The 17,074-nt window shown below is 64.8% G+C and carries 8 protein-coding genes; all 8 read right to left on the bottom strand.

Annotated features, from left to right (window positions below; translation table 11 throughout):
• Positions 1-3,771: filamentous hemagglutinin N-terminal domain-containing protein (locus VME63_RS10290; protein ID WP_325432931.1), on the bottom strand; the 3,771-nt coding region annotated here is incomplete at its 3' end.
• Between the two features lie 11 nt (positions 3,772-3,782).
• Positions 3,783-5,795 carry a ShlB/FhaC/HecB family hemolysin secretion/activation protein gene (locus tag VME63_RS10295; protein WP_325432945.1) on the bottom strand — a complete coding sequence of 671 codons (2,013 nt, stop codon included), beginning with the start codon at positions 5,793-5,795 and terminating at the stop codon, positions 3,783-3,785.
• Between the two features lie 345 nt (positions 5,796-6,140).
• Positions 6,141-6,482, bottom strand: a complete 342-nt coding sequence (locus VME63_RS10300) for a hypothetical protein (protein WP_325432933.1) — start codon at positions 6,480-6,482, stop codon at positions 6,141-6,143.
• Positions 6,479-10,141 (bottom strand): protein kinase domain-containing protein, encoded by a 3,663-nt coding sequence (locus tag VME63_RS10305; RefSeq protein ID WP_325432935.1) that lies wholly within the window; start codon positions 10,139-10,141, stop codon positions 6,479-6,481. Before VME63_RS10305 ends, VME63_RS10300 begins: the two co-directional genes overlap by 4 nt.
• Before the next feature lie 16 nt (positions 10,142-10,157).
• On the bottom strand, positions 10,158-10,871 hold the full coding sequence (locus VME63_RS10310) for a PP2C family serine/threonine-protein phosphatase (protein ID WP_325432937.1): 714 nt from the start codon (positions 10,869-10,871) through the stop codon (positions 10,158-10,160).
• Entirely contained in the window at positions 10,868-12,475 is a 1,608-nt protein-coding gene (gene tagF / locus VME63_RS10315; protein ID WP_325432939.1) for a type VI secretion system-associated protein TagF, read from the bottom strand. The genes VME63_RS10310 and tagF overlap by 4 nt, the downstream gene beginning before the upstream one ends.
• A 6-nt stretch (positions 12,476-12,481) precedes the next feature.
• Positions 12,482-16,012: a type VI secretion system membrane subunit TssM gene (tssM, locus tag VME63_RS10320; protein WP_325432941.1), complete on the bottom strand. Its 3,531-nt coding sequence runs from the start codon at positions 16,010-16,012 to the stop codon at positions 12,482-12,484.
• Positions 16,009-17,074 (bottom strand): type IVB secretion system protein IcmH/DotU (gene icmH / locus VME63_RS10325; protein ID WP_325432943.1); only part of this gene is annotated, 1,066 nt, incomplete at its 5' end. The genes tssM and icmH, both read right to left, overlap by 4 nt.

Raw genomic sequence — 17,074 nt, forward strand, 5'->3', positions numbered from 1 at the left:
GCTGCTGCCGAAATCGTTGTTGCCGCTCAGGGTAATGTCTTGTCCGGCGCCGGCCGTGGTGTCGTTTTGCGTGAAGCTGGCCGCGCCGGTGACGTTCAGCACACCGGTCTGCGTGATCGCGCCGTTGCTCGATGCAGCCAGCGTGCCGGTGATGGTGCCGGCGCCAAGGACAAGACCGCTGTCGTTGGTGACCTGCACATTGTCGCCGTTCAAGGACACCGCACCGCCAAAGCTGTTGCCGCTGGTCAGTGTGATGTCATTGCCGGTCGCGGTGAAACTGCTGGTGCCCGTGACCGTCAATGCCGCACTCTGGCTAAGCGCGCCGCCGCTGCTGGCGGTCAAGTTGCCGCCGACGCTGATGCCCGACAGCTCCAACGGCGCATTCGCGTAATCCAGCGTAAGGTTGCCAGTGATGCTGGCCGGCAGCGTCAGCGTACCCGGCGTGAGGTCGGTGTTGGTGAAACTGAGGTTATCGATCTTCGCGCCCGTACCCGCCTGGAAGGTCGCACTGCTGGCGAAATCGTTGTTGGCGCCCAGGATGATGTTCTGCCCGGTGCCGGCGGTCGTATTGTTCTGCGTGAAGATGGCCGCGCCGCTGACGCTCAAGGTGCCGCTTTGCGTCATCGCGCCCTTGCTCGAGGCGGTTAACGTACCGGTGATGGTTCCGGTATTGAAGTCCAGCGCACTGTTGGCGAGGATCGCGGTATTGCCACCGGACAGCTGCACCGTACCACCGAAGCTGTTCCCGCCGTTGATCAGGTTAATCGTACCGCTGCCCGCGTCGAAGATACTCGCGCCGGTGACGGTAAAGGCCCCGCCCTGTGCGATCGCGCTGTTGTCGGTGGTGATCGAAAGACCGCCGCTGCCGATGTTGAGCGATGTGGCGCTGAACGTGGAACTGGCCGTGGTCAGGCTGCTCAGCGCACCGTTACTGCTGCTGCCCACCGCGCCGGAGAATGTCACGTTGCCATCAGCCGCCTGTGCCGTCAGCGCTTGCGCGGTGCTGCTCGCGTTGTTGACGGTGCTGCCGAAGGTGACCCCGCCACTGGAGCCCGTGCTGTCAACGGTCGTCGTGCCGCCCAGCGTCACCGCGCCGGAATAGCTTTGCGTACCGCCGGTGGTGATGCTGCCATCGAGTACGCTGGTGCCCGACACCGATAGCGAGTCCAGGTTGAACGTGCCGGCAAGGTTGGCGTTGCCGCTGAAGCTGACATCCGCGGTGGCGCCCGTCGCACCGGCGGCCATGGTAATGGTGGTGCCGCTCAGTACGTACGTAGCGGCGTTGTTGAACTGCACCGCGCCGGTGTAATCCTGCGCACCCTGGGTCGACACGCTGCCGCCAAGGTCCGCCTGGCTGCCAGCGCTGACCGTCAACGCGGACAGCAATTGGGTGGCGCCCACCGCGCCATCGAAGTGAACGGTGTTGACGCCTCCACCCGCGGTCAGCGCATAAGGGCCGGGAGTGGGGCTGCCACTGGCGCTGTCGAGCGTGCTGTCGAAGGTGATGTCTCCGCTGGAGCCGCCGGTGCTGGTGAGCGTGGTGTTGCCGGTCAGCGTCACCGCGCCGGTATATTCCTGCGTACCGCTGGTGCTGATGCTGCCGCCGAGCGAACTGGTACCGCTCACCGACAGCGACCCCAGTGTGCTGGTGCCGCCCAGCACCGCGTTGCCGTCGATCGTGAGCGTATCGCTGCTACCTGTCGCGCCGCTGCCAAGGCCGATGCTCGTGCCGGTCAGTGTCACGCTGCTGGTGCCCAGCGTTACCTGGTTGTTGTACGTCTGGGCACCGGTGGTCGTCACATCGTTGCCCAGCGTCAGCGTGCCGGTGGAATTGACGATGAGCGAGCCGCCGGTCAGCGTGCCGTCGAGCGTGACAGTGCTTGGCGTCGCACCATTATTGCCGATGCCGATGCTGCCACCGCTGGTGGCGATGCTCGATGCGCTATCGACCGACACCGCACCGGTAGTCTCGATATCCAGATTGCCGCCGAGCGTGGTGATGTCGGCGCCCTTCATCTGCACAATGCAATTGGTCTTCGACGCGCACGATGCGTTGCTGCTGTAGCTGGTGCCGGCCGCACTGCCGCCGTAGTTGGCCCACAAATACACGTTAAGCGGCAGGCTGCTGCTGGCCGCGGTGATGTTGCTGTTGAGGATGATGCTGCCGGCCGCTTCCAGATACAGCGACGCCGCCCCCGTGCCCGACGACGCGCCGCTAATGGGCGCATTGACGGTGATGTCGCCGTTCTGGTTGCCGTTGCCGGTTCCCCCCTGTGGAGCGGTGAACACGAACACGCTGGTGCCGCCGGTGAGCGCATTGCTCAACGACGTATTGTTGATGACCGAGCTGTTGCCGTTGGCGGTATAGGTGGTTCCACTGACCGAAATATTGCTCGTGGCAGTGTTGTTGATCGTCACATCGTACGGATCGAGCAACCAGGTGCCTGCCACGCCATGCGGTGCGGACGCATCGACACTGCCTTGCGCATCCAGCCCGTAGTGCGAGGAGGTTTCGACCGAACCGCCATTGCCGTCCAGCGCACCGCCGCGTGCGGTGATGCTGCCGAAGAAATTGTTGACTTGATTGCCCCACACCACCACTGAGCCGCCGTTGCCCGACTGCGTGGCATCGGCGTCGAGCGTCGCCGTCGGACCGACATACGTCGCTTGCGCGGTCTGCAGCCCTTCCCCACCCTGGTAGCCGCCGCCGACACGGATACTGCCGCCGCCCTGCGTACCGGATGCGTCGATGTTGCCGGTCACGCCCACGTCTTGGTCGGACAGCACCTGCACGCTGCCGCCATGGGTGCCCGACACATTGATGCTGCCGCTGTCCACGGCGTTGCCGCCGCTGGCCACCAGGCGCACGACGCCGCCGCTGGTGCTGATGCCGCCGGCATTGATCACGCCGGTGTTGTTGACCAGATTGGTAAACAGTTGTTTTGCCGCCGAGGCTTGCAGCACCACCGTGCCGCTGTCGGCCTGCAGCGTACCCTTGTTCACCACTGCCGATTCGTCGTCGTTCAAGCGCTTGGCCAGCGCGCCGGTCACCTGCACGTCGATCAGGCCGTCACCGTCGAAATCGAGCACGGCCCGGTCGGCGCCGTCGAGATTGATGTGGCCGTAGTTGGCGATGATCAAGCCGTCGTTGTCGACGTGGCCGCCGACCAGGCTGACCGATCCGCCGCTCGCCGCCTCGATGATGCCGTGATTGACGACGCCCGCCGTGCCGCCGTTTGCATCCAGGTTGAAATGGCTGGCCAAGAAATCGGTGGGCGTCAGATCGAGCGTGCTGGCCACCAGGCCACCGACGTTCATCTGTGCGGTGCTGCCGAAGATGATGCCGTGCGTGTTGATCAGGAAGATCTGGCCGTTGGAAATAACGTGGCCGAAGATCAGGCTGGGGTTCTGGTCAAGGATACGATTAAGCGCCACCGCACTGAACGAGGGCTGCTTGAACAACACCGAAGCGTTGGCGCCCACGTTGAAGCTCTGCCAGTTGAGCGCAAGCAGCTGCGAATTCTGCTTGACCACCGTCTGCAGGCCGTTCTGCATGATCGAACCGCTGCCACCAACGACCGAACCGCCGGTCGGCGTGGTATTGGCCGCGACGTGCCCGCCTGCCATGGCGTCGCTGAAGGCCAACAACCCCAGCAAGGAGAGGCTCGCTGGCAGCAGCTTGCGCCTGAACCTGGCCAGGCCCTTGGAGGTGGCCGGCGCCGGAGTCTGGCGAATGGGTGTGCGCTGCGGCTTGTCGATGACTGTGTTCATGATCGTCCCCATCAGAACGTAAAGCCCAACCGTCCATACACGTGATAACCGTGCCTGTCCGATGCCTGTTCACCGCCCAATGGAATCGAACCATCCAGATGGAATTCCATGTGCTCGAACTGCGGCAGGCGGAAAATGAAACCCGCACCGTAGCCGCTGAAGCTCACCGGAGGCGTGTTGTTGTGCAAATCGGCACCCGCCGCGAAGCCGCGGGCGTAGTCCAGGAACGTTTCCAGTTCCAATAGCTCACGCCATGGCCTGCCGTAGAACGGCGAGATGACGTTGCCAAAGCCCGGCGCATCGACGTGGTATTCCACCGAGGTGTAATAACCGCGATCGGTGAGGCCATCGGCAATCGGATAGGCGCGCACGCTGTCGGGGCCGCCGATGACGAACTGCTCCAGCGGCGCCAGGGCGTTGGAGGTGTATTGCCCGTTGAACTTGAAATACAGGCGCTGCGCCTGGGTCAGGAATTGCAGGCGCGTGTAGGAAAGTTTCTCGATGGTGAAATCGTGGGCGTGATTGGGGCTGACCAGGTCCGGTTCCTGCGACTGATCGTTGATCGACTTGCGCACGCTCACCTGCAGCAGGTCCACGCCGTGAAACCGGCGATCGGTATGGTTCAACGCATAGGCCATTTCGGCGAGGTCGAACTTCTCGTCCGACAGCTGCGTACCGCCGGTGCTCAGCTTGGACTGCTCGCGGATGAAGTGCACCGACGCCAACATTTTCAGATCGTCGGTGTTCATGAATTTCCAGTCGCCGCCGGTGAAGTACGTCGTCGTCGGCCCCCTCACTTTCAGCGAGGCGAAGTCACCGGAATTGATCTGCAGTTCGCTGCGCGTGCTGCCCACCACCGCGCTCATACCCGGCACGACGACCAGCGGCGCGGTGTAGATCAGCGAGCCGTACGCATTCTGGTTGGGATCGAGCGCGTAGTCGGCATTCGCCGACAGCGTGTCGCCGATGCCCAACGGACTGTTCCAGGTCGCACCCGCCTGCGCGCGATAGCGGCCGGTGAGATCGGTGCCGTAGTTGTTGGCGCCGGCGGTGAAAGTGAAGGGAACCGGCGCTTCGTGGGCCACCATCACCAAGTCCGTATCGCCGGTCTGCTGTCCCGGCTGGAAGGTGGAGGCAACGGTTACGCCAGGCAGGTCGCGCACGTAAAGCAGCGCGGAATCGACCTTGCTTTTCTGCAGCGGTTCGTCTTTCAACCGTTGCGCGGGCGCGGCGATCACGCTGGCGTAATAACGCTTGTTGCCCTTGACGATGATGCGGCCCACGCGGCCTTCCAGGATCTGGATCTGCACCATCTGGTCGCTACCGATGGTCTGCGCCGGCAGGAAGGCGGCAGCGACGATGAAGCCGGCCTTGCGATAACGCGTGGTGATCTGGTCGGCCACGCCCTGCATTTGCGCGAAGGTGAGCATCGCCGGTTTGTCCGCCGTGCCGCCCAGCTTGCGATAGGCCGCGTTGGCCATGCCCTGGATACTGTCGAAGGTGATGCCGGTATCGGGATGATCGCCCACGCCATTGACGCGGAAACCGCGCACCGCGATCTCCTGCGAGGTTGCGGTGCCGGTGTCGCGCTCGGCGACCGGCGGCACCACGCCCGCTTCGCTCGGCGCCGATGCCAGTTGCGCCGTGCTTTGCGCAGTGGGCGCCGGCACCGCGCTGGCCGCCGCGACGGCGCTCGCGCTCGCCGCTTTGGCGCCGCCGCCGGACAGGCTGAACGCCACGATCTGGTCGGAAAGATACGCATGCGCGTCGGGATAGCCCGCTTGCTTGAGCACCGCGGTGATGCGGTCGGCCAGCGCCTGCATCTGCGCATGGGTGAGCGCGCTCGCATCGCCCGCGGCCGCGACGGCTTTCTGATATTCACCATCGATGATTTTTTGAATGCCGGGGGCCGTCGCGGGCACGCCGCTCAAAAGGATGTTCTGCGCCGGCGCGGACGCCTCGCCTTGCGCCCAGGCCCTGCCGCCTCCCAAAGCCAATGCCAATGCCGCTGCCATGCATGCCATTCGCACGATATTGTCCCCTGAATCCGAAACGCGCTGGTGTCTACGGGCAGGAGCGCCCGCGATACTCCCGACTGAATCAACTTCGCTAAAAAACCGAACTTGGGAAGGCGTTTGGCCGCCGATCCCCTTGCACCGGAACGCCATCGGATCGAGGCATCCGGATTTCCCCCTTGCTGCGCTAGCCGCTAAAGCAAGGCAAACGCGATCGTCCTTTGAATCGGCTTGCCAGAGGGCTAATGATGCCCCCACTCAATAGCGTGTTCCAAGTCTCAATATTCGTGCCTGAATTGAGGTAAGTGATCGATTCGGCGACACGTCCGCCGCAAGTCTCGCCACAGCTTCGATTCAGGCTGAACGCAACAACCAGTACGCAAGCAGGGCGCACACCAGCACGACCACCGCCAGCACGCTGGCCAGCTTCCAGGCCGTGGCACGGCGGCTGGTAAACAGCCCGCTCAGCACCTCGGTATCGGCCGTCCGCATGACGCGCTCGTGATGTTGCCCTGACGGCGGCGTTGCAGCCGGCCGCACGATGGCATTGCGCGCGGTCACCACATGGCTGTCGCGCAAGGCGCTGAGCAAATGGCGGCGGCGCGAGCGGTATTCCTCGCGGCTGAGCCGGCCCAGCCGATGCGCCTCGTCGAGCGCGCGCAGGCTTTGATTGGCATTGCGTTCGCGCTCGGTCATTTGAGCTCCCTTAAGATCCGGAAGCCGACGTCTTTCTGCGCCGTGCCGCTATCGTCGCGATGGCTGCTCACGGTGCAGTCGGACCAATAGCTGGTGAAGCTGCCGCCGCGCACCATCACGCCGCCGCCGCGGGTCACCCATTCCCACACGTTGCCTGTCATGTTCACCAACCCCCACGGATTGGACTCGCGTCCCCGTGCCGATATCGGTGCCCCGGAGTTGTCGTCCCCGCCCCCTGCGCTCGGCGGAATGCAGTTGCTGTCCGACGCCTGCGCCCAACTGCCGCCCGCCTGAGCCGCGTGCATCCATTCTGCATCGGTTGGCAGCCGATAGACATAGCCACTGCCCGCGCTGAGCCAGCTGGCGTAGGCCCTGGCCTGGGCCAAGGTGATGTTGCTGATCGGCAGGCTGGCCGAATCGGGGTCATCCCCGGTCTTGGCCTGGCATTGGCCGGTGGCGCTGCAGAAGCGATTGAATTCGCCAACGGTGATTTCCGCCCTGGACAGCGCATACGGCTTGCCGCCGGACAGCCCCGGCACCACCACCAGCGACGGGCCACGATGGCCGGCGATGGTGTCAAAGCAAAGCCGGCCCTTGCCCACGAGGTCGGGCTGGTTGCACGGGTCGGTGCTGGCCGTGGGCGCCGTCGGGGCGGCGATATTGGCGGGAGCCGCGCCATTGGCCGCGCGGGCGGCGAGGTTGGCGGTCTTGGCGCCTGGCGCGGCTTTGGCGATGGCAGCGGCCGGCGCGCCGGGCTGAGTCGGCGCGCCGGCCGCCGGCTGCGCTGGATTGGCCGCTGACGGCCCGGGCGTTGCGGCCACACCGGCCGGCGTCATGCTGTCGAGCAGATCGGCCAGCGTCCCTTGCAGCTGGCCGCGTTGTTTCAGGCCCGACTCCAGCTGCTTGAGGCCATCGGCATCGGCCTTGCGCGCGTCGGCCAGCTGCTTCTTCATGCGATCCAGATCGGTACTGGCCACCGGCTTGCCGCGCGCGTTCATGATGGCCGCGACCAGGTCGTCACGCGCCTTGGCGTTGCGCAGATCAGGCCGGTTGCCGAGCGACCTCAAGCCCTTGCCGAGCAGGTCGGAAGCGGCCTGGTAGCGGCCGCGCTGCATCGCCGTATCGGCCTGGCCCAAATAGGCATTGGCGATCAGTTGCGGGCCCTCCTGGGTCAGGAAGGGGTTGTCCGGCTGCAAGGCGCGGATGCGCGCCAGCGATTCCTCCGCCTTGCCGATGTCATTGGCCGCTGCCGCGCGCTTGACCGATTCGATGCGCGAAGTAACTTCGGCCGCCGCGCTTTCCTGGTTGAGCTGGGCTTGTTCCTGCTGCTGCAAGGCATCCAACCGCGTGCGCTGGGCAAGCAGCGGCGCGGACTTGGGTGCGAACTGCAGCCCCAGGTTCACCGCATTGCTGGCCTGCGGCACTTGCAGCGGATCGGTCTGCCTGGCCGCTTCGGCGGCAATGACATTGGCAAGGTTGTCCACCAGCTTGCGCGTGTCGGGCGAGTTGTCGTTGCGCAGCGACGCCATCGCAGTGGCCACCGACTGCTGCCATTCGGGCGCAAGGGTGGGTTTGGCGATCAGCGCGGCCAACTCCTGGCGCGCCTGCGGCAGGTTTTGCACAGCCTGCGCGGTGGCCTGCTCCGCGCTGGCGGCTGCGGCCGTCTCCGTGAGCGTGGCCAGTTGCGCCTCGCGCTGCCTCAAGCGTACCGACTCGGGAAACAACTTGGTGGCAAGCGCCAACTGGGCCTTGGCCTGGTCGATGTGCTCGGCGCTCAGCGACTGGCCGATCGCGATGTCGTATTTCAGTTCAAGTTCCGCGTTCTGCAGCAACGCACTGTGCGGATCGATGGCGCGGATCGTCGCCAGCGTCTGCACCGCGTTGTTGGGTTGATCCTCGAAAATCGCGTTGGCATCGATGCGCTGAGTCAACTGCGTGTCGAGCGTATTGAGCAATTCGTTCTTTTGCGTCTCGATCGCGCTGCGCTTGGCGTCGAGCGCGGGCGAATACAATTTCAACTGGTCGCGCAGCTGGAACACATGTTGCGTGCCGGCGTAGTCGTAATGATTTTGCGCAGGATCCCAGTAAGTATTGATGCGGCTCAGCAGAAAGTTCTGGATCGCGTCGCCCTGGTCGAGCACCAGCCGCTTGCGCTCGTCATCGCTCAACGTGTTCAGCGCCTGCTGTGCCTGGTCCTCATTGAGATAGTGATTGCCAGCCGAAATGTTGAAGCGCGCGATGACGTGCGCAATATGGCGGCCGTGCAGGTAATACGCCCCGCCCCAACCGGCCGCGACGAGCAGCACCAGCGCACCCGCGCCATACGCAATCTGCGGACCGATGCGTTCGCGCAGGCTTATCTCGCGCAGGCCTTCGATCAGCTCCGCCGCCGTCTTCAGGCGCTGTTCGCCATGGAACGCCACCGCATCGCACAGGGTCTTGTACTGGCGCTTGGTGATGCCCGGCACCGGCGGCGGCCGACGCCCTTCGCGCAAGGCCACCTCGGCGCTGACCTTGTCGAACGGATGCTTGCCCGTAAGCAGCTCGAACGCCACGCAACCGAGCGCATAGATGTCGTCGCTGGGCGTGGGCTCCTTGCCCTGGATCATTTCCAGGCTGGCGTAAGCGGGTGTCAGCGCGCCCAGCGTGCCGGCATCGAACACCGTCTGCTCGCCGGTGGCTTCGCCCAAATGCTTGCCGGCGCGGGCGATACCGAAGTCGAACACCTTGGGCACGCCCTCGCGCGTGACCATCACGTTGCCCGGCTTGAAGTCCGAATGGACCACGCCGGCCGAATGCGCCCGCTTGAGCGCCCACGCCATGCCTTCGATCAACGGACGTGCCTGGGCAAGCGGCATGCCGTTGTAGGCGCGTTCGCGGATCAGGGTTTTCAGGTCCTGGCCGTCGACGAATTCCATCGTCATGAACACGATGGTGCCGTCTTTGTCGAAGTCGAACACGCGCACGATGTTGTCGTGCGCCAGCAACTGCGAACGGCGCGACTCGCGCTGAAGCGCGATCAGCGAATCGGGATGGCGGCGGAATTCGTCGTTCAGCACCTTTACCGCGACGTAGGGATCGCGATCGCGCGCTTCCACCTTGCGTTCGTCGCGGGCCAGGAACACTACGCCCATGCCGCCGCGGCCGATTTCGCGCTCCAGCAAAAAGCGGCCCTTCAGCAACATGCCGACGGTGGCGTACTCGCCGCCTTCGGCCTGCGCCACGCGTTGCCAACTGTCGCGATTGAAGCTGCTGCTGGAGTGCGTGCCCGCGCCGCCGGTTTGGGTATTGGACGGCGCCTGCGAAGCGGGTTTGACCACGGTCGCGTCGGTGGAGGACGGCGCGGTGGCTTGCGGCCCAGGGCTTACCTGCGTGACTTCCGCATCGACCGGCGCGGCCGGTGTCGGTGCGGGCTTGACCATGGTCGCGTCATCATCGGGTGCCGCGGGGGCCACCTGCATGGCGTTGAGCTTGGCAATCAAGGCGCGGGATATTTCGGGCGTGATGCTGCCCGCGCGCTGCGTCTGTTCGAGCAGGGCGACGTCGGCGCGATGTTCTTCTTCCGATACCCGCCCGCGCGCGGTCAGGGCCGCGAACACCTCCGGCAGCTTCACGCGTTTGGCGTTGAAATCGGCAAGCAATTGGGCAAGTGACGTCATGAAGGTGCGATCCCGCTCAATCCTGGAGCCGCACGATCACGGCGGAAATGTTGTCGCGCGCGGCGCGGCTCAGCGATAGTTCGAACAAGCGTGCGAGCAGCACCTGTGGATCGCTGTATGCAACGCATTCACGGTTTAGCTCGGCATCGGACATTTCCTTGTTGATACCGTCGGTGCAAAGCAAGAACGCCATGCCAGGCCGGCTTCCAGCCACCACCCAGTCGACGAACAGATGTTCCTCCGCGCCGATCGCGCGCGTAAGCACTCCTGAGCCTGGCGCCTGTTGCGAGGCGCCGAACTGGGTGACGTCTTCCTTCATGCCGTGCACGTGATCGCGCGTAATCTGCACCAGCTGACCGTTCTCCAAGCAATACGCGCGGCTGTCGCCTACCCAGCCGCACAGCATGAAATCCTTGTCGTGCACCAGCACCACCACGGTCGAGCCGATAATGTCGACACCGCGCTCCAGCGCTACGCGCCGCAGGTCGGTATTGACCTGTACCAGGGCGTCCTCGATCGATTCGATGAAATCGAAGACGTTGCCCTGGCGCGGCAGCGCACCCAGGCGCTGCACGATCATCGAGCTGGCGTAATCGCCGGCGGAATGACCGCCCAGGCCATCGGCAACCACCCACAGGCCCACGTCCTCGCGTACCAGGATCGCGTCCTCGTTGTGCGCGCGAACTTTGCCGGGGTCGGTGTGGCCGAGCGATTCGAAGCGAAGGGTCATGACGTGACCTCGATGACGGCCAGCGGCCAGCGGGAAGATTCCTGCGCAAGCCCGGCGGCGGCGGCGATGCGCGCGCGCGCCTCTTCGCACGAAGGCATCGCCAGCGCGCGGGCGAAGATATCCGGGGCCAACTGCACCAGTTTCTGCGTGACGACCAGCAGCAGGCGATCGCCCGCTTCCACCGCGCAAACGACTTCATCGCACAGCGGTTCGGTGGAACCGCCCAGGCCCGATGCCACGGGCGCTGCACGGGTAAACAACAGATCGTCGAATTCGCCGGCCAACGCCGGTGCATCGCCGCCCGGTGCGGCCGGGCCGGTGGCGAACAACGACTGCAGCTGGCCCTGGCGCCAATGCCACGCCGCCGCCGTGCCGATGCGCAACAGATCGGCCCAGCGCCCGGTGATGCGCACGGCGATCACCGAGCCGTCTTCCGGCAAGGGGTTGATCAGGTCTTCGCTGCTTTCGCGCAGGCGTGGATGCAGGGCAAGCAGGCGCGCGCGCAAGATATGCATGCCGCTGGCAAGCTCGCCGGCGGCGATGTTGCCGGCAACGTTCACCGCATCGGCAGCGGCGCGGCGGCGCGCATCGTGCTCGCCTTCGTCGGCGGCCACCAGGGCCAGCGAGACATCATGGCGATGGACCACCGCCGCACCTGCCGTTTCGCCGGTGCCTTCGTGCTCGCCGACCGATGCCGGCGCCATGCCCATGGACGCCGGTACGCCAAGGTCGGCAAACAGCTCGGACATGTCCTCGGGCAACAAGGTTCGCGATGCGGGCGCGGCCGCGATGTCGGACACGGCCACATGCGCAGCCACCGCCACATGCGCGGCGGCTTGCGCTTTGGGATGCACATGCGGCGCCACCTCATCAAAGGCACCGAGCGACTGCCAGTGGCCCGCCGCCTGCGCCGCATCGAGAAATCCTGCATAAGCCGAAGGCTTGGGCAGCCCGCGCGTGGCCAGCACGCTGGCCGGCACGTGTCCGGCGCCGTGTGTCCACCACAGGCACCAGTCGTGGCCGCTCGCGCTGATGCGCGCCCACAGTTCGGCGAGAAATGCACCGTCCGTTTGCGCGTGCGGCAACGGCAGGCGCCACTGTTCGGCGCTCGACCACGAGACCTGCTGCAGATCATCGGGTGAATTGAGCTGCGGCGAAACGAGAGGCTTGCCGGCAAGCTCCAGCAATTGCGCATCGAACGCTTCGATGCCGATGGACGGGTCCGCTTGCGCCGCCGCATACACGTGCTCGATCGCCGCGAACCACGCATCGCCATGGCGCAGTGCCTGTGCGGCGGACGAGGCGTCCTCCCATGGCGCGGCAATCACCATCGGGAAATGCCGGCCGACGCGGTCGCCCGCCGGCCCCATCACGCCGATCCATGCCGTTGGCGTGCATACGCCGGGCGATAACAGGAAGCGCCACGCGGGGCTGCTGCGATAGGCATGCTGCCAGCCCTGCCCCAGGGCCTGCCTGCTCGCCTCCACGGCGTGCTCGAAATGCCGGTCCCACACCTCGACGAAGGACGACGGCAAGCGGCGCTGCACGAAATCGCCAGCGCTAGGCAGCTTGCCGAAGAATCCCGCCCCTGTCGGATGTGGCATCGTTGCCTAACCTCCGCACCGGAAGCGTTGCACGGTAGTGTTGAGAAACGGATTCTTGAGGTTGTCGGCCTGGATGGTGATCTTGGCGATGTGTCCGCCGAAGTTGAAACTCGCCACGTAACGCAGATCCGACTGCCGCTGCAGGTTGGCCGCCTGCAAGGCGTGGAAAAACGCCCAGTCGCCCTGGTAGTCGAAGGTGCTGAGCAAGGTGCCCGACGCATCCCACGCCGACACCGACACGTGCCCCGGCTGCGGGCCCGGCCACTTCATGCTCATGCTGCTGGTGCTGCCGGGCTGGTATTCGAATTTTTGCCCGTCAACAGTTATGGCGAACTTGCCGATGCCTGCGTCCAGCGAGGGTGCCATCAGCGTGAAATCCACTTCCGGCATGCTGCCGTTGTTGCGGAAGTACATCTGCTTGATCGCATCGGCGGCCTGCGCCTGCGCCAGCATGCCGGGGGAACCGGCGACCGCGCCGGGGCCGGTTTTCCATTTCCAGGTGGCGCCGCTGGCATCGACCAGCTTGTCCAGCGTCTGCTTGTAGAAGCTGTCGAAACGGCCGCCATAACCGAACAGCTCGCCGAAGTTCTGCAGCGGAATGTCAGACGAGCTGGTCGGGGTAAACGGGTAACGTCCGCGGGTGAAATCCGCGCAATCCTTGCCCGCCGCCTGCTGGAACGCATCGCCCAGCGCACCCGTGGTGCCGGTGGCGACCAGGGCCTGGCTTTTGCCGGTCAGCGCATTGACCCAGCCCGACACGGGCGGCGGCAACTGCGCGGCTTCCTGTTGCGCCATCAGCAACTGCGGATTGGGCTGGCCGGCGGCGCTGCTGAAGTCGGTCATGGTCAGCAGGGTCTTGCTGAGCTGGTCGATCACGCTAAGCGTGTGATCGATCGGCGTCGCGCCCGGCGCGCCGTCGGTGAGTTTGTTGAGCGCATCGAAGTGCGCACTGATCGCATCGCCCGGCTTGGCGCTGTTGTCGTTCGCCGCACCGCCGCCGGCGCTCGCAATGGCACGCATCAGGGCGCTCTGCGAGGCTTTCTTTTCAGCGGCTTTCTTCAGCGCGTCCTCCGCCTTGTCGGCATCGGTAGCGGGCGGCGCGCGCAACAGATCATGCGTGTTGTCGCGCACCAGCGAGAGCAGCGCCTTCAACGGCGAGCTGGGGCCGGAAAGCTTCGCCGCGGTGGCGCTGGCATCCTGGATGTTGTTGATCGGCTGCAACTGCAGATCGTTGAGCAGGCTATCCCACGTCTTGATGTAATCGGCCTGGTACAACGCCAGCACTTGCTGCGACAGGCGCGCCTGTTGGATCGCATCGATTTTGCCGGCGCCGAACACCCAGTCGTCCTGGGTAAACTGCTTGACCGCCTGCTCGATACCCTTGCTCACTTCCTCGGCAAACACCGGTTGCGTGTATAGCGCGGGGATCGGTTCGGACAGCGAGGCGCCGCTCTGGCGGCGGAACACATTGCCGAGCAGCCCCAGCTCCTTGTCCAATTGCAGCGGCGGGTAGTCGGACGTGTTCACGTTGAGCTTCAAGTTGCCGTAGATCAGCGTGGACAGATCCGCCGTGCGCAGCGTGCTGCGCGCCTGTTCCACCAGCGCCTGGTCCAGCGTCAGTGCGCGCAGACGCCCAGGTTCGGCGACCAGCGCGTGGAAGTGCTTGGCCAGCGCTTTCTGCAGCACCGGATCGCCGGGGAAAATCTTGCGCCATTCGATGTCGGTAAGCGCTGCCAGCTCGTCGGCATTCTGATGCTGCGGCTCGCCCAGCATCAGGTAACCCTTGAGGTAGTAATACAAGGCCTGCGGATCGCTGGCGCTGGCGGTAAGTCCAGTGCGGAACTGCGAGGCGACGCCAGGCAGCAGCAGGCCATTGAGTTCGCGGATGTACGCATCGTGCACCTGCTGGCCGACCGCATTGCCCTGGTATAAGCCAAAGCGCATCGTCATGGGCACGTTGCCTTTGTACTGCTGCGCGACGTCCTGCACCGACGACAGCCCTTCCAGCCGTGCAAGCACGCGCGCGAAGTATTCCTTTTGCGTGGCGGCGCCGGAGATGTCGCTGCCGGCGGGGTAGTTCTTCAACGCATCCTGTACCTGTGCAAGATAAGCGCTGTTGTGCCCGTAGCTGGTAACAAAACCGGCCAGCAGCAACACGGTGACCAGCAACACGCCGATATACGACGCGGCCTGCAGCAGGATCTTCTGCCGCTCCAGCGCGGGATTGGTGCCGGCAAAACCCGATTCGTGAAACAGCACGTCCTTCAACAGGCGCTCGACGAAGAAGGTGCGCTGCTGCGCGCCGGGCGCATGGATCTGCGCGGCATCGAGACCGAAGGTGCGCGCCACCGCAGCCATCATGCGATCGATCGGCGTGCCTTCCTGCGTGCCCGAGGTGAGATAAACACCGCGCAGCAGCGGCGGCGTACCGTAGGCATAGCCGGTAAACACGCCCTCGACGAACTGCCGCATCGTTTCGCGCAAACCGGCCAGTTGTTGCGGGAACGAGAGAATGGCCGCGCGGCGATTACGATCGCGCTCGGCGTGCATGCGATAGAGCGTGCGCGTATTGAGCCGGTTGAGCAACAGGTCGAACTCGCCTACGAAATGCTTGGCGGCCGTACCGTCCACGGTCTGGCCGACCGGGAAGGACATACCCCACACCTGGCTGCGCAATTGCGGACTCAGATCGTCGAACGACTCGGTGAAGCCGGCGATCAGGTCGCACTTGGTCAGCACCAGGTAAACGGGCACGCCGATGCGCAGCTGCGTGCTCAGTTCATCCAGGCGCCGGCGGATCGCCTGGATGTGTTCCTGCATGCCATTCTGGTCCAGCGTGAGCAGGTCGGACATGCTCATCGCGATCAACACGCCGTTGATCGGCCGCCGCTTGCGGTACTTGCGCAACAGCTTGAGAAATTCGCTCCAGGCGGAAGCGTCGGCTGCCTGGTCCGAACCCTGCATGGTGTAGCGGCCGGCGGTATCAAGGAACACCGCCTCGTCGGTAAACCACCAGTCGCAGTTGCGCGTGCCGCCCACGCCGCGCAGCGCCTGCTTGCCAAAGCGCTCGGACAGCGGAAAGTTCAGGCCTGAATTCTGCAGTAGCGTGCTCTTGCCCGAACCGGGCGGACCGATCACCACGTACCACGGCAAGGTGTATAGATTGCTGCCGCCGCGCTTGCTCTTGCGCAAGCTATCCACCGCTTCCTGGAACCGCGACTGCAACTGGGTGCGTTCGGACGCGCTGCGCTGGTCGCTGTCCGAACCGGCGGGGCTGGCCTCCTGCTCGACCATGTCGCCGGACATCTGCTTGGCTTTGCTGCGCGTGCGCAGATGCTGGATCTGCAGCCAGATCACCCAGATCGCGAGAATCAGGATGATCACCACCAGCCGGGTCACGGCGCTTGCCAGCGGCTGCGAATCGCCTATCCCCAGGTACGGGCCGCCGAACCAGATCAGCACCGACAGCAGCACGATGCCGACCAGCACGATAAACCAACCGGATTTGAACAAGTTCACGATGCTTTTCACGTTCAAGCCTCCGGAATGAACATGATTTCCACGCGCCGGTTGCGCGTGCGGTTGGCGGGAAGATCAGGCGGCAACGCGATCGGCTGCGATGAACCGGCGCCGCTGGACTCCAGCCGTCCGGGGTTGTCCAGGCCTTCGCTGAGAATCTGCATCACCGAGCGAGCGCGCGCGGCAGAAAGTTCGAAGTTGTCTTTGTATTTCAGCGAGCGGATCGGCTGGTCGTCGGTATGCCCCACCACGATCACGCGCCCCTGCACCTGGTTAAGCGCGGCGGTAATCTTGTGCAGCAACGGTACTTCGTCTTGGGCGACATCCACCCCGCCGGAGGCGAACATGCCGGTGGCCGACAGCCGCACCAGCGCCTGGCCATCGGGTTTTTCATCCACGCTCAACAGACCCGCCTGCTCCTCCGGCGCGAGCAATTGCTTGAGGCTCTTGCGCGCCACCGGATGCGCCTGGTTGAGCCGCGCGGTATCGGGCGGCGTGGCGCTTTCCAGGCCGATCTGCGCCACCTGCGCGCTGATCGGCGAAGAGAGATCGTTGAGTTTGCTGTAGAAATAAATGAAGGCAACCAGCAATACCACGGCCGCCGCCGCCGCGATCACCCACAGCGGCACGTAGCGGATCAGCGGATTGCGGCGGTCTTCGATACCGCGCCAATGCGGCGCCAGCTCCTGCGCCGGTGCCGCGCGCTGCGCCTGGATGCGCCGGTACAGGTCTTCCTGGATGTCGGCCAGCTTGGCCCGGCCGCCCGACTCGATCTGGAAACGGCCGGCAAAACCCAGCGCCAGGCAGATGTACATCAATTCGATCAGGTCGATGTGCTTGGAAAAATCCGAGCACAACCGTTCCAGAATCTGGAAAAATTTCGCGCCGCCGTAGGATTCGCTGTGGAAGGTCACCAGCAGCGTTTTCTGCGCCCAGCCGCTCTGCTCGCCCCACGGCGAATTGAGCACCGCCTCGTCGAGCATGGTGCACAGCACGTAGCGCGCGGCGAGAATCGTCTGCGAGGAAATGTTGGCGGCCTGCGCATGATCCTCGAAGCGGCGCATCTGCGCGACGGTCTGG

The organism is Dyella sp., assembly GCF_035503745.1.
GTDB lineage: Bacteria > Pseudomonadota > Gammaproteobacteria > Xanthomonadales > Rhodanobacteraceae > Dyella_B.